Raw genomic sequence first — 18960 nt, 5'->3', positions numbered from 1 at the left:
CCGTGGCGCCCGCACCGCGAAGCGCCTATATATGCGGGGCCGACAAGGACCCACACCATGGCCGCTTCCGCCTTCGATCCGATCATCGCCGCGACCCGTTTCGGGACGGGCTTGTCACCGAGGATAGCCCTACCTGCCTCGGTCGAGGCGATGCTGTCGCAGCTCGCCGGGCCGGACGTCGCCGCGGACGCCCTGCCGATCGCGGGCTTTCAGACGATGCGCCCCTCGATGACCGAATGGGTCGCGGCCTCTACCGGCGCCCGCGACGCCCGCGGCACCGACCGCGAGGAAGACGCTCGGGAAGCCTTCCAGGCGCTCAAGCGCGCAATCGACGACACCCGGCGCAGGCAGCATCTGCAGGCGATCGCCCGCGCGGTGACGACCGAGGATGGTCTGCGCGAGCGGCTGGTCGTTTTCTGGGCCGACCATTTCACGGTGAAGGCCAAGAACCAGTCCTTCCGCCACGCGCTCCATCCCTTCGTCGAGGACGCGATCCGTCCCCATGTCGCAGGCTCCTTCGCCGACATGGTCGTGGCCGTCACGCTGCATCCCGCGATGCTGACCTATCTCGACCAGTCGGGCTCGGTCGGGCCGAACAGCCCGGTGGGTGAGCGCAGCGGGCGCGGCCTGAACGAGAACCTCGCCCGGGAATTGCTCGAACTGCACCTTTTCGGCGTCGACGCGGGCTACGACCAGCGCGACGTGACCGAACTGGCAGAACTTCTCACCGGGTTGCGCTACGACCGGCGTCACGGCTTTTCCTACAGCCCACGCTGGGCCGAACCGGGGGCCGAGCGGGTCATGCGCCGCCGCTACAGCGACAAGGCGGACCTGAGCACCGTGACCACGGCCTTGCGCGACCTCGCGTCGCGGCCGGCCGTCTCGCGTCACATCGCGCGAAAGCTCGCGGTTCATTTCGTGGCAGAGGACCCTTCGCCAGGGCTCATCGACGCGATCTCCCTCGCGTTTCGCGAATCGGGTGGCGATCTGCTGGCGACGACGCACGCGCTCTTGTCGCATCCCGGCGCCTGGACGCCCGCGCGGCAGAAGGTCCGTCGGCCCGATCTTTTTATCGCATCCGCGTTCCGGGCCTTGGGCCTGCAGGCGGAGGACGTGCTTGCGATCGACCGCAAGAGCTACCAGCGCTGGATCATCCAGCCCATGACCATCATGGGGCAGCCCTTCCAGAACCCCACGGGCCCCGACGGCTGGTCCGAGGCGCCCGCCGACTGGATCACGCCGCAGGGCCTGGCGGGGCGTATCACCTGGGCGCTCGGCGCGCCCGATGCGCTGATGGGGGATCTGCCCGACCCGCGCGCCTTCGTGGCCACGGCGCTGGGGCCGTCCCCGGCGCAGAACGTCGTCTTCGCGGCAAACGCCGCCGAGACCCGTGCCGACGGTATCGGCGTGGTGCTGTCCTCGCCCGCGTTTCAAAGGATCTGATCATGGACCGACGCAATTTCCTGATCGGCGGCACCGCACTGGGCTGCTCGCTGGCGGCCAGCCCGCTCGTCACGCCGGTGGCCATGGCCGCGGGCCCCTGGGACAACCGTCTGGTGGTGATCGTCCTGCGCGGCGGAATGGACGGGCTGGACGCGCTGCGCCCCGTGGGCGATCCGGACTACGCCAGCCTTCGGCCCAACCTCGGCCAGGCGTCCGGCCTGTCGATCGATCCCTTCTGGTCGCTGCACCCCGCGCTGGAACCGCTTCTGCCGCTTTGGCAGGCGGGGGAACTGGGCGCGGTTCACGCGACCTCCACCCCCTACCGCGGGAAGCGCAGTCACTTCGACGGGCAGGACATCCTGGAAGCGGGCAGCACGGATATCGATGGCGTCAGCGACGGCTGGCTGAACCGGATGCTGGGCGCCGTGCCGGGCATGACGGCCGAGGTCGCCTATGCCATCGGGCAGGAGCAGATGCTGATCCTGACGGGCCCGAACCCGCGGCTGCGCTGGTCGCCGCAGGCCCGGCTCGACATGTCGCCGCAGGCCCGCCGCCTGCTGGAGCTGGTGCTGCACGACGATCCGATGTTCCGCAACGCGTCGCTGCAGGCGGTCGACATCGCGGACAGTCTCACCGAAGAGGCCCTGGCCGCCGCCACCGGCGAGGATGGCGCAACCTCGATGCGTGTCAGCCCGCGCGGCGATCACCGGGCGCTTGCGCAATTCGCGGCCAGCCGCCTGGTCGGGGACACGCGCATCGCCAGCTTCTCGCTCAACGGATGGGACACGCACAATGGCCAGGTCGGCAGCTTGCGCGGCGCATTGGGCCGCCTGTCCGAGACGATCCTTACGCTCAAGGACAACCTTGGCCCGGTCTGGGGCAAGACCGCGGTGCTCTGCATGACCGAGTTCGGCCGCACCGCACGCGAGAACGGGACCAAGGGCACCGACCACGGCACGGGCGGCACGATGTTCTATGCCGGTGGCGCGCTGCGGGGCGGTCAGGTGCTGGGCCGCTGGCCCGGCCTGGCGGAGGTCGACCTGCTGGACGCACGCGACCTGATGCCCACCTCCGACGTGCGGGCCGCTGCCGGATCCGTGATGCAGGGCCTCTTCGGCCTCTCGCGCGAGATGATAGAGACCACGGTCTTTCCAGGCGTGGACATGTCATCGGCCCCGCGGTTGACCCTGTGACCGCCCCCGTAGACCCGCGCCCACTGGGAGAGATCGTCAAGGGCTGGGCCCCGGTGCCCGCACCGCCCCGGAACCTTGCGCTGACGGGCCGCTGGTGCCACCTGCGGCCGCTCGACCCCGCGCGCGACGCGGCACCGTTCTTCGACCGCGTGGCGGCCCATCGCTGGCTGTTCGACTACCTTCCCGAACCGCCGCCCGCCCGGGTGGAGGACCTTCAGGCCGCGCTCGAAGCCTTGCCGCCGGCGCCGACCCTGCCGCTCGCGATCTGTGCTGCGGGATCGCAGGATCCGCTGGGCGTCGCCTGCCTGATGAGCGTCGATCCCGTCGTGGGCAGCATCGAGATCGGGCACGTCTGCCTCTCGCCCGAGCTGCAGGGCACGCCAGCCGCCACCGAAGCCATGGCGCTCATGCTGGGCTGGGCCTTCGGCGCGGGCTACCGCCGGATGGTCTGGAAGTGCAACGCGCTCAACGCGCCGTCCCGGCGGGCGGCCCAGCGGCTTGGCTTTTCCTTCGAGGGTGTGTCCCGCAACCATGTGATCGTGAAGGGCCGCAATCGCGACACGGCCTGGTTCGCCATGACCGACGCCGACTGGAGCACGCTGCACAAGGCCTTCGACGCGTGGCTTTCGCCCGCGAACTTCGACGCGGACGACCGGCAGAAGACACGTCTGTCGACGCTGACCGCGCCTGCGGTCGTGCAGCGCGACCCGACGCTGGGGTGACCTTCCTCACCACTTGCGCAACCCCACCGGGCGGCAGGCGCGTCGGGCCGAACCTGCCCCTGCTTCAGCCGCAGCGGTGGGCGTCCCGCCCGCCGGGGTCCGTTACAGCGCGGCTTTCGACCGTTCGAGCCGGGCGCGCACCAGTGCGGTGAGCCTGCTCAGGTGTGGCCCCGACCGACCTGTCGTCCCGGACGGCTGTCGCACCGCCTCGGTCGCGGCGAGCAACTCGTGATCCTCCGCGCTCACGGCGAGGCCCTGGAGGAACTGGATCGCATATTCCAGTGCCACGTCCGAGGTGTCGCGTTCCAGGAGGGTCGCCACGTGTTGCAGGTCGTCATGGTAGGCCAGCGGATCGGGGCGGACCCGTTCGGCGGTGACGGCCCGCGGTCCGGGGGGATGTCGATCCTTGGGCAGGTGCGACAGGATCGCGGTCTGGAACTCCGCGATGCTGCCGAAGGGTTTGGTCAGGAAGGCATCCGCCCCGGCCTCCACCGCGGAGGCGGCCAGGTCTGGATCGCCGGAGGTGGCGAAGATCACCTCGATCCGCGGCTGCGCCTCGGACAGTTGGCGAATGAGGTCCAGCCCGGAGCCGTCCGGCAGGCCGATGTCGACGATCACCACGCCCGGGCGATAGATCGACAGGTGCTTCATTGCGGCGCACAGGCTGTTGGCCCGCCTTATCCGCGCGCCTGACCGCATGCACATCAGACGCACTGCTTCGCAGGTGTAGCGGCTGTCTTCCACGATCAGGACGGTCACCCCCAAAAGCGGACGCAGGGCCGTCGGTGGCCGGGCCACCATGTAGTCGCGCAGATCGTCCATCGGGACATCCTTTCCTCAGGTTCGCGACCATAGAAGCAACAGAAGGTGAACGAGGGCTTAATGCCGCAGGGTTTCGATCCCGCACCGCTTGGCATCCAGCGCAGGGGCGCGCATAAGAACCCTGCATCGCAAGGGGGAGCACCATGATCGGTCGCCTGAACCACGTCGCCATCGCCGTCCCGGATCTCGAAGCCGCCGCGAACCAGTACCGCGCCGCCCTGGGGGCGGTCGTCGGCCCTGCCGTGGCGCAGCCCGACCACGGCGTGACCGTGATCTTCGTCGAACTGCCCAATACCAAGATCGAGTTCCTGCACCCCCTGGGCGCCGAGTCTCCCATCAACAACTTCCTCGACAAGAACCCCGCCGGTGGAATTCATCACATCTGTTACGAGGTGGACGACATCCAGGCCGCGCGCGACAGCCTGACCGCCAGCGGCGCCCGCGTCCTTGGCGACGGGACGCCGAAGATCGGCGCCCACGGCAAACCCGTGCTGTTCCTGCACCCCAAGGACTTCCAGGGCTGCCTGATCGAGCTGGAGCAGGTCTGATGAGCTGGGTCTCCGCCGTCGTCCTCTTCGCGGTCATCTGGTGGATGACCTTCTTCGTGGTCCTGCCCCTGCGCCTGACGACGCAAGGCGAGGACGGCGCGGTCGAGCCGGGCACCCATACCTCGGCCCCCGCCGACTTCAGCTTCAAGAAGAAGGCGAAGGTGACGACGCTGTGTGCCGCCGTGATCTACGTGGTGGTGGCCGGGATCATCCTGTCGGGCGCGATCGAGGTGCGCGACTTCGACTGGTTCAACCGCATGGGCGCACCCAGCCTGCGCCCGGAGTAGGTCACGAGGCCCGGATGGCACCCTCGGTCCGGCTCAGCCGGTGGTAGAGGTGCGTGAAGGTCGCGGCCCCGACGATCGGCACGAAAAGGTTCACCAGCGGGATCGACAGGGGCAGGGCCATCAGCACCCCGGCCGCCCAGATCGTGCCCATGTGCCGCTTGCGCAACCGCCGCGCGCCGTCCGGGCCTTCGCGGCGCAACGCCGCGACCTGGAAGTACTCGCGCCCCAGAAGGTAGCCGTTCAGCCCGTAGAAGATGAAGGGCGCGGCGAACGGCAGGAAGAGATAGAGGATCAGCGCACACAGGTTCGCCGCGATCAGCACGCCCAGGAAATTTACCGAATCCTTCACCCCGTCCCATAGCCCGGTCCCCGCGACCTGCGGCAGGGCAGGGTAGTGACGGTCCTCCACCGCCTCTGCCACGGTGTCGAGAAACAGCGACGTGATCGCCGAGGCGACCGGGATCATCAGGAACACCGACGCCACGATCATCCCCAGAAGCGACCCCCAGCCCAGCAGGTTGTCGATCCAACCGACCGGTCCGATCCAGGGCAGGGTGACGGGATCGGAGGCCACCAGCGAGATCCCGAACAGGATCAGCGCGTAGATCCCGGCCAGAAGCGCCAGAGTCAGGCTTACCCCCAGCCACAGGACCCGCCGAAAGCGAGGATCGGGCAACTGGTTCAGGGCCTTGACGAAGGCGCCGAGGATCATGCTTCGACCCAGGTGGTGATCGCATCGAGATCGGGACGCGGCCGGTCCGGCGGGGCCGAGGTCTCGGTCCCGATGTGGATGATCCCCGCAACCCGCTCGCTGGCCGAAAGGCCCAAGTGTTCCTGCACGAAGGACGGGTCGTGGCTGGCCCAGCCGGACAGCCAGTTGGCCCCGAAGCCCGCGGCGAGCGCGGCATTCGTCAGCGCAAGGCAGACGCCGCCGACGGCGTAGGTCTGCTCGACCATCGGGACCTTGTCGGATGCGACCGGAGACTCGACCACCACCACGGCCAAGTCCGCCGCGGCGAACCGGTCGCGCTGCTTGTCGGCCTTGTCCTGCGGAATCTCCAGCCGGGCGGCGGCCGCGGGGCAGGCCTCGGCCAGGCGGTCGAGGGCCGCATCGTTCAGCACCAGGAACCGCCAGGGCTCCAGCTTGCCGTGGTCGGGGCTGCGGGCGGCGGCGGTCAGGATCTCGCGCAGCGTCTCGCGGTCGGGCACCGGGGTCGTCAGGGTCTGCGCCGGGCGTGACCGTCGGGTCAGCAGAAAGTCGAGGGCGGCGGCGTTGCGGTCGGGCATAAAAGGCTCCTGTCTGTCGCGCCACAGATAGGCGCGAGGCCGGGGGGCCGCAACCGCTCAGAGGGTGGCTGCCAGATCCGCCAGCACGCCGTCCAGGTAGGCATCGAACCGCGCGTCGGGCTGGCGGGCGGTCATGACCTCTGCCAGCGGATCGGGGGCTGTGACGGCGCTGTCCGACAACGCCTCCAGCACCGCGTGGCCGCAGAAGGGGACGTAGGTTTCCGAGTAGCCGCCCTCGTGCACCAGGACGAGGCGTCCCCCGCAGACCTCATCCGCCACCACGCGGGTGCGGCGCGTCATCTCGCGGAAGGTCTCCGCCGTGGCGAGCATCCGGCCCAGGGGGTCGTTGGCGGCGGCGTCATATCCGCAGGCGACGACGATCACGTTGGGGCGGAAATTCCTGATCGCGGGCAACGCCAACCGGTCCATGGCGGCCAGGTAGCCGGTGTGCCCGGTGCCGGGCGGCAGCGGGATGTTCAGGTTGAACCCTTCGCCCGCACCGCGCCCCCGGTCGGCGCCATCCCCCGTATCGGTGGGATAGTTCCGCGCCTGGTGGATCGAGACGGTCAGCACCTCGGCGTCGTCGTAGAAGATCGCCTCGGTCCCGTTGCCGTGGTGCACGTCCCAGTCCAGCACCGCGACGCGCGTGGCGCGGCCTTCGGATTGCACGGCGCGGATCGCGATGGCGATATTGGCCAGCAGGCAGAAGCCGTTGGGGAAATCCGGCAGGCAATGATGCCCCGGCGGGCGCGACAGCGCGTAGGCATTGGAAAGGTCGCCGTCCAGCACGTCCCGCAGCGCCTGCAGCGCAAGACCCGCGGAGAGCGCCGCGATCTCGAACCCGCCGGGGCCGAAGGGCGTGCGGCGCCCCAGCTCGCCGCCACCGGCCTCCGAAAGGGCCTTGAATTCGGCGAGGTAGCTTTCGGGATGCACCCGCCGCAGATCGTCCCATGTGGCAGGCGGCGCAGCGCGCAGGTCCAGATCGCGCGCAAGACCGGTCACGTCGATCAGGTTCTTCAACCGGCGCTTCGTCTCGGGGCTTTCGGGCAGGCCACCGCTGGCCATCGGCTGCACGAGGCCGCCCACGGGCAGGATACCGGCGTAATTGCCGCCACCGTGCCAGAAGCAGCGCTCGTCCCAGTAAAAGCCCGTGCTCACCGCTCGGGGCCCTTCAGCTTGTAGACCCCTTCGGGCAGGTCCATCGCGGCGAAGAGATCGCGCACCTGGCCCAGCGACAGGGTGATGGTCCGGTTCTCTCCCAGCCGCGCATCGAACTGGCTGACGGTCACGCAATCGTCGAAGGTGTTGACGATTACGTCCTCCTGGAACGGCGGGCCGCTTTCGTCGACGAGGGTGACGGTCGTGGCGTCGAAGTCGTGCTCGATGCTGAACATGGGGCGAGCTTAGCCCGAGAACACACCAGCGCCAAGGGCGCACGCATCCGTCATCGGGGCGGGGGTGGCGTGCGCGCACGGGCGTGATAGCCTGAGGGCGACGCACCCCTTGCCTCGGACCCCGCGATGCTTCGATCCTGTCTTGCCGCCGTTCTGGCCCTGGGCCTTGCCGCCTGCGCGGCCCCGGACGTCGTCGTCCCGGACGACCCCGCGATCGAGTTCCAGGCCCGCAGCGCGGCCCAGCGCATCGTCGAGGTGACCCCCCGTGTCGAAGCCACCGCCGAGGCCGTCTGCGCCGAACGCGCGCCGCAGCTCAACTGCGATTTCGAGTTCCTGATCGACACCAACCCGCGGGCGGCGCCCAATGCCTACCAGACGGCAGCACCCGATGGGCAGCCGCTGATCGTCATCACCGCTCCACTGATCGTCGAGGCCCGCAACGAGGACGAGCTGGCCTTCATCCTGTCCCACGAAGCGGCCCACCACATCGAAGGGCATATCGCCCGGCAGCGCATCAACGCCCGCATGGGCGCCGCGATCATGGGGCAGAAGGCGGGCCTCGCCCCGGATCGGCGCAGCCTGCGCGACGCGGTGGCCTTCGGCGCGGCGGTGGGGGCCCGTACCTACGCCAAGGAGTTCGAGCTGGAAGCCGACCGCCTTGGCACCTTCATTGCCGCGCGCGCGGGCTACGATCCCCTGCGGGGGGCCGAGTTCTTCTTCCGCATCCCCGATCCGGGCAACGTGTTCCTGGGCACACACCCCCCCAACGCCGACCGCCTCCGCGCGGTGGCCGGGACGGCGGCCGCCTTGGGGCGCTGAGGGCGTCCCCGGTTCGGGGACCGCGACGTGAACGGCGCCGGACAGTCTGCCATGCGTCGCCCGCGTCGATCAGCACCGTGGTCAGTGTGTTTGAAAGACAGCGCGGATACGCCCGCGCGTCCTCGGATGGGTCATCCGGGCAGGGCGGACCGGATCGCCTGGCAGAAGGCACCCAGATCTTCCGCATCTCGCGCCAGCCTGCGCCGCAGCGTCATCGGCAGTTCCAGTTGCACCCCCCGGCCAGAGCGGGTCCGGTTGCAGATGTTGGTCTTATGCACGCCGGGCAGGCGGGTGTCGCGCGCGGCATCGAACCCCGCCGCCCCCAGCGCCGCCCCGATCGCATCGCCGAGCGCCTCATCCCGGCCGCCCAGCCAGACCGTGTCCGTGCCATCGTCCTTGCGCCCGTGCAGCGCCACCGCCGTCTCCGCCCGGCCCACGAGGGCCAGGGCCTGCGGCTCGTCGAACAGGTGGGACGTGATGTGGAAATCCCCGTGCGCCCCGGGATTGAGCGCCTCGAAGGCGTAGAAGGACAGGGTCTCTCCGGCGATGGCCTGCGCGATCATCGCCGTCTCGGGCTCGATGCTGCCGCCGTGCGGGGCCAGGATCACCACGCGGCTGCCGCGATCCTCGCACCGGATGCGGTAATCGACACCGGCCTGGGATGCCGCGGCAAGATCCGCGAAAGTGCTGTAGCGATCAGCCAAGGGTCACCTCCTCGCGGCAGTCGAGCTGTCAGACGTCGAGCTGTCAGACGTCGAGCTTCTGCACGCTCTTCGTGATTGTCCCGTCCTTGCGTTCCAGCATCACGATCTCGCCGAACGCGATCTGCAACCAGTCCGCTCCCTCCTCGGTCAGCGGCTCGGACGAGAAGATGGCCGAGGTCGCCTCGCCCTCGGGTGCCGTGTCGACCTCGTAGGAATTGGCGTGGTTCTCGAAGTTCCGCCCCGTAAGCAGATACATCGGCTCCAGCAGCATCGAGAGTGCGTAGTCGTAAGGCGCGCTCTCGCGCTTGCGCAGCTCCTTCCAGTCGCCGGCGGGGTCCGTCTCGCCGTTGTGGCCGCAGCCGTAGTTCACCCCGATGATCCGGTTCGGCGCCACCAGCGCGATCTTCAGCTTGGTCAGGGCGGCGAGGTCCAGCTTCGCCATCGCCTGCCGGATGAGCGTCAGCATCCGCTCGAAGGCCGTCTTCACCTGCGCGTCGCTGTCGCCCTCCAGCAAGGACAGGAGCAGCACGTAGAGGAATTCCGTATCCGTCGTGCCGCGCACCTGTTTGAGCCAGCGGTCCTTGCAATGGGGCAGAAGCTCGCGTTGCAGCAACCGCCAGTTCGGCAGGGCGCCGTTCTGCGCGATGATCCAGGGCGTGCCCTCGTAGGAGAAGGGGTGGCAGTTCTCGTCGGCCTGCACGACGCTGGCGTCGTAGGCGGAGGCGCGGACGTGCGACAGCAGCGTATGGCACTGCAGGCTGGGGATGATCCCCCGGGCATTGTCATCGTAGAAGGCGGCCTTGGGCCGGTGATAGAGCAGCGGATCCTCGGGCTTGAGCAGATGCGCGCTCCACATCCCGAAGCCCCAGCCGGCCAGTTGCAGGTGCGGGTGCAACTCCGGGTCGAGGCTTTGGTTGATGAGGCTGTTTTCCGGCGCGAGGAGCAGGCTGTCGAGGGGCAGTTCGGGCCCGATGTAGGCAAGGACGCGGCACATTTCGGTTTCCAGTCGTGTCAGCTTCGCAAGGCCCGGTGCGCCGCGTCGGACGGCGCCTTGGAGGGGCATGGATCGCGGTGTCTCACTACCCCTAGGCCATCCGCGCCCTGCCGGGCAACCGCATTGCGGGAATTCCGCCCTGCAACCGCCCCGGGACTGTGGACCGGGACGGGGCGAGCCCTATGGCGTGCAATGGCGCCGGTGACCTACCGCCGGACCTGCGGCACGCTGCTGCGCCGCCAGACGGCAGGCGGGTGATCGAGGTGCCCTTCGGTGCGGCGCCAGAACCGCGGACCGCCGAGGCGCAGCCAGACCGGCAGCGTCAGCAGCAGCCCCGCCACGAAACCGCCGTTGTGCGCCCAGTAGGCCACGCCGTCGCCGGGGCCGAACCCGCCCGCCAGTTGCAGCGCGAACCAGGCCACCAGCAACAGCCAGGCCGGCAGCGCGAAGACCGTGACGTAGAAGAACACGTCGACCCGCGCGCGCGGAAACAGCAGCAGGTAGCCGCCCATCACCCCCGCGATCGCCCCGGACGCGCCCACCGTCGGCACCGCCGAGAAGGGCTCCGACAGGACCTGCGCCACCCCGCCCGCGATCCCGCAGGCCAGGTAGAAGCCAAGGAAAGGCAGGCGACCCATCTTGTCCTCGAGGTTGTCGCCGTAGATGTGAAGGAACAGCATGTTGCCCGCCAGGTGCATGACCCCCCCGTGCAGGAAGGTCGAGGTCACGAAGCCGCCCCAACCCTCGCCGCCCGTCACCCGCGCGGGGATCAGCGCGAAATCGTAATAGAGCCGGTTGAGCGCCTGCGCATCCGCCCCCGCCACCACCGTCCACAGCCAGATCGCGACATTCGCCGCGATGAGCGCGTAGGTGACGTAAGGCACGGTGTGCGAGGGGTTGTGATCTCGGAACGGAAGCATCCGCCTACCGTGGGGCCCCAGGCCGTCGCGTCAAGACCGCACGAGGGTGACGCGCGGTCTTGCCTCACGCAAGGTACGGAGTTTTCAGCCCGACACCGCTGCCAGCAAGGCCGCGTTTCCGCCCGCGGCGGTGGTGTCGACGCAGACGTGGCGCTCGTGGGTGACGTGGGCCTTGTCGGGGACCGCGGTGACGAGACCGACGAGCGGCCCCGCGCGCCGCGCCAGCGCCTGCGCGTAGGCACGGCCCCGGCTTTCGTCGCCCCACCAGATCGCGCCGGCCAGACCGTCGAGGGCGGTCAGCGCATCCGCCGGAACCGCTCCTTGCGCGACGACCGGCTGGCCGCCCAGATCGCGGACGGCGCGCGCCTGCGCCTCGGCCGCCTGCGCACCCGGGCCGAGGCAGAGGATCGCGCCGCGGCCGTGGGTCGACCAGCGGTTCGATTCGCCCGTGGGGCCGGGCATGTCGAGAGGCTCCGACAGGGGGGCTTCGGGGATGTCCGCGATGGCCCTTTGCAGCCGCTCGACGTCGTCCGCCGCATCCCAACTGCCCGCCTCCGCGGCCGGGGCAGGGGCCTTGAAGCGCGGCAGGTAAAGCGGACCGCCCGCCTTCGGTCCCGTGCCGGACAGCCCCTCGCCGCCGAAGGGTTGGGAGCCCACGATAGCGCCGATCTGGTCGCGGTTGACGTAGATGTTGCCGCAGTGCACGCGGTTCACGATCGTCTCGACCCGGTCGTCTATCCGGGTATGCAGCCCGAAGGTCAGCCCGTAGCCGGTGGCGTTCACCGCGTCGATGACCGTCTCCAGGTCCTTGGCCTTGAACCGCACGACGTGCAGGACAGGCCCGAAGACCTCGCGCTCCAGCGCCTCGATGCCGTCGAGCGCGATGATCGTGGGCGCCACGAAATGACCCTGCGCGGGCACGGAAAGCTGGTGCAGCACGCGGCCCTCGGCGGCGGCGGTGACGATGTGATCCTCGATCCCCTCGCGCGCCGCCCGGTCGATCACGGGGCCGATGTCGGTGGACAGCGCCCAGGGATCGCCGAGCGTCAGCGCGTTCATGGCGCCCTTCAGCATCTCGATCATCCGGTCGGCCACGTCCTCCTGTACGTAGAGACAGCGCAGGGCGGAGCACCTCTGCCCCGCCGAGCGGAAGGCGCCGTTCACGATGTCGCGCACCGCGTGTTCCGGCAGGGCCGTGGAATCGCAGATCATGGCATTCAGCCCGCCCGTCTCGGCGATCAGCGGCGTGCCGGGGGCGCAGTGCTCGGCCATGGCGCCTGCTATCTTGCGCGCGGTCGCGGTGGAGCCGGTGAAGGCCACGCCCTTCACCCGCGCGTCGGAGGTCAGCGCCCCGCCCACGTCGCCGCCGCCGGGCAGCAGTTGCAGGGCGCTTGGCGGAACGCCCGCGCCATGCATCAGGCGCACGGCGATGGCGGCGATGATCGGGGACTGCTCCGCCGGTTTGGCCAGCACCGCGTTGCCTGCGGCAAGCGCCGCCGCGATCTGGCCGGTGAAGATCGCCAGCGGGAAGTTCCACGGGCTGATGCAGGTCCAGAGGCCGCGCGCCGCGAAATCGTCCTGCGCCTTGGCATGGGCCGCGTAGTAGCGCAGGAAGTCCACCGCCTCGCGCAACTCGGCCACGGCATCGGGCTGCGCCTTGCCCGCCTCGCGCGCGAGACAAGCGAAGATTTCACCGAAATTGGCCTCGAAGGCATCGGCGGCGGCATTCAGGATCCGCGCCCGCTCCGCCACGGGGACGTCCCAGGGCTCCGCCGCGTCGAAGGCCTTGGCCACGTCCTGCGGCGTCGCATGAGAGATCCGGCCAACCAGGTCCGTCGGACGTGCCGGGTTGAACCGCTCGATCTCCTCCCGCCCGGCTGTCGCCTCCGCGGCCAGCACCGGTCCCGCCGTCCAGACCGTGTCGGCGAACCCGCGCCTTGCCGCGTCGATCCGCTCCAGCGTCGGCCCGTGGGTCAGGTCGAACCCCTGCGAGTTCACCCGCTCTGGCCGGAACAGGTCCGGCGCGTGGGCAAGGTCGGGCATCCGGCCCACATCCGCGAACGGATCACCCGCCACCTTCTCGGGCGGGACGGAGTCATCGACGATCTGGTTCACGAAGGACGAATTCGCCCCGTTCTCCAGCAGGCGCCGGACGAGATAGGCCAGCAGGTCCTCGTGCGCGCCCACGGGGGCGTAGATCCGGCAGCGGGTGCCGCGCTCCTTCAACACGATGGTGTGCAGCGTCTCGCCCATTCCGTGCAGGCGCTGGAACTCGAAGTCCGCCGTGCCGCGTCCCATCTCGTCGGCCATGTCGAGGATGGCGGCCACGGTATGCGCGTTGTGCGTGGCAAACTGCGGGTAGATTCTGTCGGTCATCGCCAGAAGCTTGCGGGCATTGGCGATGAAGCTGACGTCGGTGTGCGCCTTGGCGGTGAAGACCGGGAAGCCGTCGATCCCCATGACCTGCGCGCGCTTGATCTCGGTGTCCCAATAGGCGCCTTTCACAAGCCGCACCATGATCTGGCGGTCCAGCCGTGCGGCCAGGTCGTGCAGATGATCGATCACCAGCCCCGCCCGCAGACCGTAGGCCTGGACGACGACGCCGAAGCCGTCCCACCCTGCCAGCGCGGGCTCCGAGAGAACCTCCTCGATTACGTCGAGCGACAGCGACAGCCGGTCGGCCTCCTCCGCGTCGATGTTGAACCCCATGCCGGCGGCCTTGGCGAGGATCGCGAGCGAGGTCACGCGCGGCACCAGTTCCGTCATGACCCGGTCGCGCTGGGCTTCCTCGTAGCGCGGATGCAGCGCCGAAAGCTTGACGGAAATCCCGGGGTTCTCGGCCACGGTGTCGTAGGTGCAATACTGCGCGATCACGGAAATCGCGCGCGAGTAGGCCAGCTGGTAGCCGCGCGCGTCGCGGTCGGTGCGCGCGGCCTCGCCCAGCATGTCGTAGGAATAGGTGTAGCCCTTTGCGCGCATCTCGTCCGCGCGCTTGAGCGCGGTCTCGATGGTCTCTCCCAGCACGAACTGGCGGCCCATCTCGCGCATGGCCCGCCCCACGGCGGTGCGGATCACCGGCTCGCCCAGGCGTTTCACCGCCCGGCGCAGGTGCCGCGTGATGCCGGGCCGCTCGTCGTCCAGCACGCGCCCCGTCAGCATCAAGGCCCAGGTCGAGGCGTTCACGAGGGACGAGGCCGAATGGCCCAGGTGCTGCCCCCAGTTCGAAGGGGCGATCTTGTCCTCGATCAGCGCGTCGATGGTGACCGCGTCGGGCACCCGCAAGAGCGCCTCGGCCAGGCACATCAGCGCGATGCCCTCGTCGGTGGAGAGACCGTATTCGGCCAGGAAGACCTCCATCAGGCCGGGCTCGGCGCTGCGGCGGATCTTGCGGACGAGCTCTGCCCCGCCCGCGGCGATCCGCGCGCGGTCCCCGGCGTCCAGATCGGCGGTCCGGACCAGGTCCTCGACCACGCGGGCCTCGTCGGCATACATCCTTGCGTCGATGCGGGACCGGAGGTCGTCCTGGGTGTCGCGGGGCATGGCGGGCTCCTGTGCGGGATGATGCGTCAGTCTAGCACGTTGCTTCGCGACAATCGGCCCGTTATGAGCCGTTTTGCGGCCTGATCGGCGCTCTTGGTGGGCGATCGGCAGTCGATTGGGGTAAATCAATGGACCGGTTCGACGTGAAGATCCTCGACGTGCTGGCCGTCGAAGGCCGGATCAGCGTCACCGCCCTGGCCGAGCGGATCGGCCTGTCGAAATCCCCCACCCAGGCGCGTCTGCGCAAGCTGGAGGCCGACGGCGTGATCCAGGGCTACCGCGCGATCTTCGATCCCATAGCCTTGGGCCGCGACTACGTGGCCTTCGTGGAAGTCCGCCTGACCGACACCCGCGAGGCGGCCCTCGCCGCCTTCAACCGCGCCGTGCTGGAGATTCCCCAGATCGAGGAATGCCACATGATCGCGGGCAATTACGACTACCTTCTGAAGGTTCGCACCCACGGCATGAGCGACTACCGCGCCGTCCTGGCAGAACATATCTCGAAACTGCCGCACGTGGCGGGGACATCGACCTTCGTGGCGATGCAGGCGATCAAGGAAGACGGCGTCACCCCCGTGCCCCCCAGCGCCTGACGCGCGCGGGCCCGTGCCGCGGCCTAGAATGCCCCACGCCGCGAACGCCCCGCGCCCCGAGAGTCCCGGGCCCCGACGCATCGCGTGCTTGATGCGCGCGCGCGGGCGGCGTAGCACGGGGCCCGTGCCTCCGTGGTGGAATGGTAGACACCGGAGACTTAAAATCTTCTGACCCTATGGTCGTGCCGGTTCGAGTCCGGCCGGAGGCACCAATCGCGCACCCGCGACGATTCCGCGGGGTGCCTCAGAACCATTGCCCCGGTTCCATGAGCCCCAGGTTCAGCAACTGCAGCGAGTTCCACTGGAACGCCGTGGTGTTGTGCCAGCGGAAGCTGTGGATCGCGGGGGCGGAGCCCGGGTTGCGGCGCAGGGCCTTCGCGGTGCGGAACGAGGCGACGCAGGCGGTCAGGCTGTTGTGCCAGGGACAGGCGTAGGTGTTCAGCTCTGCCACGTTCGTCGTGTGATCGGGCTGCAGGCGCAGACCGGCGCTCGCGCGGAAGATCCCCACCCGGTCGATCCGACGGCGCGGGCGGGGGATATGTTCCTCGTAGCGCCAGCGCAGGCCGCCGAAGAAGTCGTACTGCCGGTCCAGATCGTTGTTCCAGGCATCCCGCCGCGCCAGCGCGTAATAGCCCGACCGGTCGAGGCAGGCGGTCTTAAGGCTGACGGCGCCGGGGTGGTCCGTCAGATCGGCGGCGTAGAGGTCCACGACGAAGGTCAGCACGCTTTCGCGCCGCTCCTCGGCCACGAAGGCGCACATCTCGCCGATGCTGCGGGTCTCGCAGAACGGGAAGTAGAGGTATTCGGCGTTGTAGCAGTAGTGGATCCAGCGCCCCGGGGCACGGTCGATCACGCCGTTGACGATCGTCGTCAGCGCGCCCTCTGCCAGCGTGTTGGCGTGCACCCGCACCACGCGGTCCGCAAGGTCGGGCGGCAGGACGATCTGCGGCAGACCGAAGGCGATCACGTTGGGAAAGCCGATCTTCAGCAGATGCCGCAGAGTGCTCTCGACCTCGACCGCGTCCTCCATCAGCACGAGCGCGATCGCGCCCTTGGGCAACGGGTCGATCCCGGTATCCAGGAAACCTTGCAGCGTATCGTGGATCATGGGGCGTCGTGTCCGGTGGCGGGGATGCGCGGGACCGTCCCCGAAATGCGCGCGCATTGCAAGGTGCGGGCGGGCAGGGTAGGGACCGGGGCGATCCCCAAACGCAGAGTGTTCCCGATGTCCGCACCCCGCAAGCTCTTCGTAAAGACCTACGGCTGCCAGATGAACGTCTACGACAGCGAACGCATGTCCGAGGCGTTGGGCGGCCAGGGGTACGTCACGACCGACCGGGCCGAGGACGCCGACATGATCCTGCTCAACACCTGCCACATCCGCGAGAAGGCGGCCGAGAAGGTCTACTCCGAGCTGGGCCGCCTGCGCCCGCTCAAGGACGCCAACCCCGACCTCAAGATCGGCGTCACCGGCTGCGTGGCCCAGGCCGAGGGGGAGGAGATCATGCGCCGTGCGCCGGTCGTGGACCTCGTGGTCGGCCCGCAAAGCTACCACCGCCTGCCCGCGATGGAGGATGCGGTGCGCAAGGGCGGGCGTGCGCTCGACACCGACTTTCCGCTCGACGACAAGTTCGACACGCTGAAGTCCCGGCCCAAGGCGCGCCGCGCGCCCTCGGCGTTCCTGACGGTGCAGGAAGGCTGCGACAAGTTCTGCGCCTTCTGCGTCGTCCCCTATACCCGCGGCGCCGAAGTGAGCCGCCCCGCCGACCGGGTCCTGCGCGAGGCGCGCGAACTGGTCGAGGCGGGCGTGGCCGAGCTCACGCTTCTGGGGCAGAACGTGAACGCCTACCACGGGCACCCGGGCGGCCTCGCCGGCCTGATCTGGGAGCTCAACGAGATCGAGGGGTTGGAGCGCATCCGCTTCACCACATCGCACCCCAACGACATGGACGACGCGCTGATCGAGGCGCACGGATCCTGCCCGAAGCTGATGCCCTACCTGCACCTGCCCGTGCAGTCGGGTTCGGACCGGATCCTCAAGGCGATGAACCGCAAGCATACGGCGGACGGCTACATCCGCCTGATCGAACGCATCCGCGCGGCGCGCCCCGACATTCTGCTGTCGGGCGATTTCATCGTGGGCTTCCCCGGCGAGACCGAGGCGGACTTCGAGGCCACGATGAACCTGATCCGCACGGTCGAATACGGGCAGGCCTATTCGTTCAAGTATTCCACCCGTCCGGGCACCCCCGCGGCAGAGAAGCCGCAACTGCCCGAGGACGTGATGAACGACCGCCTGCAGCGGCTCCAAACGCTTTTGACCGAGCAGCAGCAGCGCCTGCAGGCCGCGATGGTCGGGCGCGAGGTGGGCGTTCTCTTCGAAAAGCCGGGCCGGATCGAAGGGCAGATGATCGGCAAGTCCGACCACCTGCACGCCGTCTTCGCCGAAGCGCCCGCCTCTGTCCGCGGCCAGGTCCGCCGGGTGCGCATCGTCGAGGCGGGGCCGAACTCCCTGAAGGGAATCGTCCTGAACTGAACGCCACCGGTCGAGCCCGATCGTGGCCCCCCGTTCCCGCCCCGGCGACAACCGCGGTTCAGCGCGAGAGTGTTTCATCTGCGTGGACAATAGGTGCCTGTTTTTGCTCGCTTTGCCGCGCAGACTTGCTATCTAGGGTCACGTAGGTGTGTATTTAACCAGATAGCCGCCCTTCAGCGGTGACGCGTGACAAGGGGAAGTGTAGTGACGCAAGGACTTTCAACGATGGCCAAGGTGCTTTGTGCCGCCGCGATCGCGGTCGGCAGTTTTGCCGCGCCCGCCGCGGCGCAATCCCGGGGCGAGATCTACAAGCCGACGATCTGGATCGATCCCGATGGCTGCGAGCATTGGGCGATGGACGACGGGGCCGAAGGCTACATGTCGCCGCACCGCCGCCGCGACGGCACGCCGGTCTGCCACCGCTCCGAGATCTGCGGCGTGATCCCGACCGACACGCTCTTCGCGACCGACCGCTACCACATCAGCCCCGCCGCCCGCGCGCAGTTGCAGACCTTCTTCCGCAGCGCCAACGCCTTCGGTTTCATGATCTACGGTCACACCGACAGCCGCGCCTCGGATGAATACAACATCCGCCTGTCCAACAACCGCGCCGCCGCCGTGGCCGACGTGGCCCAGTCGATCGGCGCCCGCGTCGTGGACGTGAAGGGCTTCGGAGAGCGTCAGCCGAAAGCGACCAATTCCACCGCCGCCGGGATGCAGCAGAACCGCCGCGTCGAAGTCTACTGCATTCGCTGAGGAGAGCCTGACATGACCCCCGTGAAATTCCTCGGCCTCGCCGCCGTCGGCCTGACCCTCAGCGCCTGCGCCGAACTCGACCTCGCCGCCGTGCCCGGTGACAAGACCCGCGACCGCGGCATCAATTCGCACCACCTGTCGACCATGGTCGCCGGCATCTGGGTCGATCCCAACGGCTGCGACCACTGGATCATCGACGACGGCCTCGAAGGCTACATGTCCGAGCGGATGACCCCCGACGGACGCCCCGTCTGTTCCGGCGTGGCCCCGCCCGAGACGGTCGTCGGACCGTTCAAGGCAGGCTCTCGCGTGCCCGACCCGGTCCGGCCCTCGAACTACCGCTAGGCCGCGACCACGCGGACCCCATGATCCGAAAGCCGCAGACACGCTCTGCGGCTTTCG

The 18960-nt window shown here is 69.0% G+C and carries 20 protein-coding genes and 1 tRNA gene; 11 read left to right on the top strand and 10 right to left on the bottom strand.

Features of this window, described 5'->3' with window-relative positions; all coding sequences use genetic code 11:
* The first annotated feature begins 57 nt into the window (after positions 1-57).
* From EU805_RS12040 to EU805_RS12030, 3 genes are read left to right on the top strand one after another with little or no spacing between them, the layout of a single operon-like run.
* Complete coding sequence (locus EU805_RS12040) at positions 58-1443, top strand: DUF1800 family protein (RefSeq protein WP_129764226.1); 1386 nt, start codon at positions 58-60, stop codon at positions 1441-1443.
* Positions 1444-1445: 2 nt separating this feature from the next.
* A complete protein-coding gene (locus tag EU805_RS12035) occupies positions 1446-2636 on the top strand; it encodes a DUF1501 domain-containing protein (RefSeq protein ID WP_129764225.1) in 1191 nt (396 codons plus the stop codon).
* A complete protein-coding gene (locus tag EU805_RS12030) occupies positions 2633-3358 on the top strand; it encodes a GNAT family N-acetyltransferase (protein ID WP_129764224.1) in 726 nt (241 codons plus the stop codon). The genes EU805_RS12035 and EU805_RS12030 overlap by 4 nt, the downstream gene beginning before the upstream one ends.
* A gap of 102 nt (positions 3359-3460) precedes the next feature.
* On the opposite strand, the gene EU805_RS12025 is transcribed toward EU805_RS12030, so the two are convergent.
* Positions 3461-4180, bottom strand: coding sequence for a response regulator (locus EU805_RS12025; RefSeq protein ID WP_129764223.1), 720 nt, complete (start codon positions 4178-4180; stop codon positions 3461-3463).
* Between the two features lie 143 nt (positions 4181-4323).
* Here EU805_RS12025 and mce point away from each other — a divergent pair, with 143 nt between their 5' ends.
* Complete coding sequence (gene mce, locus EU805_RS12020) at positions 4324-4728, top strand: methylmalonyl-CoA epimerase (protein WP_129764222.1); 405 nt, start codon at positions 4324-4326, stop codon at positions 4726-4728.
* On the top strand, positions 4728-5015 hold the full coding sequence (locus EU805_RS12015; protein ID WP_129764221.1) for a DUF1467 family protein: 288 nt from the start codon (positions 4728-4730) through the stop codon (positions 5013-5015). The genes mce and EU805_RS12015 overlap by 1 nt, the downstream gene beginning before the upstream one ends.
* A gap of 1 nt (position 5016) precedes the next feature.
* On the opposite strand, the gene EU805_RS12010 is transcribed toward EU805_RS12015, so the two are convergent.
* Genes EU805_RS12010 through EU805_RS11995 form a run of 4 tightly spaced genes read right to left on the bottom strand, consistent with a single transcriptional unit; the run spans position 5017 to position 7696 of the window.
* The gene (locus EU805_RS12010; RefSeq protein WP_129764220.1) at positions 5017-5727 is read right to left on the bottom strand and encodes an EI24 domain-containing protein; all 711 of its coding nucleotides are present in this window, start codon (positions 5725-5727) and stop codon (positions 5017-5019) included.
* Positions 5724-6302, bottom strand: a complete 579-nt coding sequence (locus EU805_RS12005) for a nitroreductase family protein (protein ID WP_129764219.1) — start codon at positions 6300-6302, stop codon at positions 5724-5726. Before EU805_RS12005 ends, EU805_RS12010 begins: the two co-directional genes overlap by 4 nt.
* A gap of 57 nt (positions 6303-6359) precedes the next feature.
* Positions 6360-7460, bottom strand: coding sequence for a class II histone deacetylase (locus EU805_RS12000; RefSeq protein ID WP_129764218.1), 1101 nt, complete (start codon positions 7458-7460; stop codon positions 6360-6362).
* A complete protein-coding gene (locus tag EU805_RS11995; protein ID WP_129764217.1) occupies positions 7457-7696 on the bottom strand; it encodes a hypothetical protein in 240 nt (79 codons plus the stop codon). Before EU805_RS11995 ends, EU805_RS12000 begins: the two co-directional genes overlap by 4 nt.
* A 126-nt stretch (positions 7697-7822) precedes the next feature.
* Between EU805_RS11995 and EU805_RS11990 the strand changes: the two genes are divergently transcribed.
* Positions 7823-8515 carry a M48 family metalloprotease gene (locus EU805_RS11990; RefSeq protein ID WP_129764216.1) on the top strand — a complete coding sequence of 231 codons (693 nt, stop codon included), beginning with the start codon at positions 7823-7825 and terminating at the stop codon, positions 8513-8515.
* 131 nt (positions 8516-8646) lie between these two features.
* Here the strand turns inward: EU805_RS11990 and EU805_RS11985 are convergent, their stop codons facing one another.
* The 4 genes from EU805_RS11985 to putA all read right to left on the bottom strand — a co-directional run bounded on the left by EU805_RS11985 (position 8647) and on the right by putA (position 14673).
* The gene (locus tag EU805_RS11985) at positions 8647-9219 is read right to left on the bottom strand and encodes a poly-gamma-glutamate hydrolase family protein (RefSeq protein ID WP_129764215.1); all 573 of its coding nucleotides are present in this window, start codon (positions 9217-9219) and stop codon (positions 8647-8649) included.
* 43 nt (positions 9220-9262) lie between these two features.
* Positions 9263-10213 carry a class II glutamine amidotransferase gene (locus EU805_RS11980; protein WP_129764214.1) on the bottom strand — a complete coding sequence of 317 codons (951 nt, stop codon included), beginning with the start codon at positions 10211-10213 and terminating at the stop codon, positions 9263-9265.
* A 206-nt stretch (positions 10214-10419) separates the two neighbouring features.
* On the bottom strand, positions 10420-11133 hold the full coding sequence (locus EU805_RS11975) for a rhomboid family intramembrane serine protease (RefSeq protein WP_129764213.1): 714 nt from the start codon (positions 11131-11133) through the stop codon (positions 10420-10422).
* An 84-nt stretch (positions 11134-11217) separates the two neighbouring features.
* Positions 11218-14673, bottom strand: coding sequence for a bifunctional proline dehydrogenase/L-glutamate gamma-semialdehyde dehydrogenase PutA (putA, locus tag EU805_RS11970; RefSeq protein ID WP_129764212.1), 3456 nt, complete (start codon positions 14671-14673; stop codon positions 11218-11220).
* Between the two features lie 128 nt (positions 14674-14801).
* On the opposite strand from putA, the gene EU805_RS11965 reads away from it, so the two are divergent.
* Both EU805_RS11965 and EU805_RS11960 read left to right on the top strand, forming a co-directional pair.
* Positions 14802-15266, top strand: coding sequence for an Lrp/AsnC family transcriptional regulator (locus EU805_RS11965; protein WP_129764211.1), 465 nt, complete (start codon positions 14802-14804; stop codon positions 15264-15266).
* A 126-nt stretch (positions 15267-15392) separates the two neighbouring features.
* Positions 15393-15478 (top strand) — tRNA-Leu (locus tag EU805_RS11960).
* 32 nt (positions 15479-15510) lie between these two features.
* Here the strand turns inward: EU805_RS11960 and EU805_RS11955 are convergent.
* Positions 15511-16374, bottom strand: coding sequence for a hypothetical protein (locus EU805_RS11955; protein WP_129764210.1), 864 nt, complete (start codon positions 16372-16374; stop codon positions 15511-15513).
* A gap of 117 nt (positions 16375-16491) precedes the next feature.
* Between EU805_RS11955 and miaB the strand changes: the two genes are divergently transcribed.
* The 3 genes from miaB to EU805_RS11940 all read left to right on the top strand — a co-directional run bounded on the left by miaB (position 16492) and on the right by EU805_RS11940 (position 18903).
* Positions 16492-17802, top strand: coding sequence for a tRNA (N6-isopentenyl adenosine(37)-C2)-methylthiotransferase MiaB (gene miaB / locus EU805_RS11950; protein WP_129764209.1), 1311 nt, complete (start codon positions 16492-16494; stop codon positions 17800-17802).
* Between the two features lie 225 nt (positions 17803-18027).
* Complete coding sequence (locus EU805_RS11945; protein WP_129764208.1) at positions 18028-18558, top strand: OmpA family protein; 531 nt, start codon at positions 18028-18030, stop codon at positions 18556-18558.
* 12 nt (positions 18559-18570) lie between these two features.
* A complete protein-coding gene (locus tag EU805_RS11940; RefSeq protein WP_129764207.1) occupies positions 18571-18903 on the top strand; it encodes a hypothetical protein in 333 nt (110 codons plus the stop codon).
* The last annotated feature ends 57 nt before the right edge of the window (positions 18904-18960 follow it).

The organism is Salipiger sp. IMCC34102, from assembly GCF_004145405.1.
In the GTDB taxonomy this organism is placed as follows: domain Bacteria; phylum Pseudomonadota; class Alphaproteobacteria; order Rhodobacterales; family Rhodobacteraceae; genus Loktanella.
This window is presented reverse-complemented; position numbering and strand designations above follow the sequence as displayed.